Raw genomic sequence first — 1,135 nt, forward strand, 5'->3', positions numbered from 1 at the left:
GCGAACCGGAGCTCCTTCTCCATCGCGACCGGGGTGATGAGCTCCACCTCGATGGCGATGTTGTCGCCCGGCATGACCATCTCGACGTTGTCCGGCAGCTTCACCGTGCCCGTCACGTCCGTGGTGCGGAAGTAGAACTGCGGACGGTACCCCTTGAAGAACGGGGTGTGGCGGCCGCCCTCTTCCTTCGACAGCACGTAAATCTGAGCCTTGAACTTCGTGTGCGGCGTGATGCTGCCCGGCTTCGCCAGCACCTGGCCGCGCTCCATGTCCTCGCGCTTGAGGCCACGGACCAGCGCGCCGATGTTGTCGCCCGCCCGGCCCTCGTCCAGCAGCTTGCGGAACATCTCCACGCCCGTCACCACCGTCTTCTGCGTCGCGCGCAGGCCGACGACTTCGACTTCCTCGCCCACCTTGATGATTCCGCGCTCCACGCGGCCCGTCGCCACCGTACCGCGGCCGGCGATGGAGAACACGTCTTCCACCGGCATCAGGAAGGGCTTGTCCGTCGCGCGCTGCGGCGTCGGGATGTACGCGTCCACCGCCTCCATCAGCTTCAGGATGGCCGGCTCGCCGATGTCGCTGGTGTCACCCTCCAGCGCCTTCACCGCGGAGCCGGGGACGATGGGGATGGTGTCGCCGGGGAACTCGTACTTCTTCAGCAGGTCGCGGACTTCCATCTCCACGAGCTCGCGCAGCTCGGGGTCGTCCAGCAGGTCCACCTTGTTCAGGAAGACCACGATGTAGGGCACGCCCACCTGGCGGGCCAGCAGGATGTGCTCGCGCGTCTGGGGCATCGGGCCGTCCGCCGCCGACACCACCAGGATGGCGCCGTCCATCTGCGCCGCGCCCGTGATCATGTTCTTCACGTAGTCGGCGTGTCCCGGACAGTCGACGTGCGCGTAGTGACGGTTCTTCGTCTTGTACTCCACGTGCGCCGTGGAGATGGTGATGCCGCGCTCGCGCTCTTCCGGCGCCTTGTCAATCTGGTCGTACGCCAGGAACGTGGCGCCACCGGACTTCGCCAGCACCTTCGTGATGGCCGCCGTCAGCGACGTCTTGCCGTGGTCCACGTGCCCAATCGTTCCGATGTTCACGTGGGGCAGGCTGCGATCGAACTTTTCCTTGGACATGA

The 1,135-nt window shown here is 66.1% G+C and carries 1 protein-coding gene; it reads right to left on the reverse strand.

The window, feature by feature from the left end:
• The coding region (gene tuf, locus D7Y04_RS42445) for an elongation factor Tu (protein ID WP_120600389.1) at positions 1 to 1,133 on the reverse strand (1,133 nt) is incomplete at its 3' end.
• Between the last annotated feature and the right edge of the window lie 2 nt (positions 1,134 to 1,135).

This window comes from Corallococcus sp. AB038B, from assembly GCF_003668955.1.
Classification (GTDB): Bacteria; Myxococcota; Myxococcia; order Myxococcales; family Myxococcaceae; genus Corallococcus; species Corallococcus exiguus.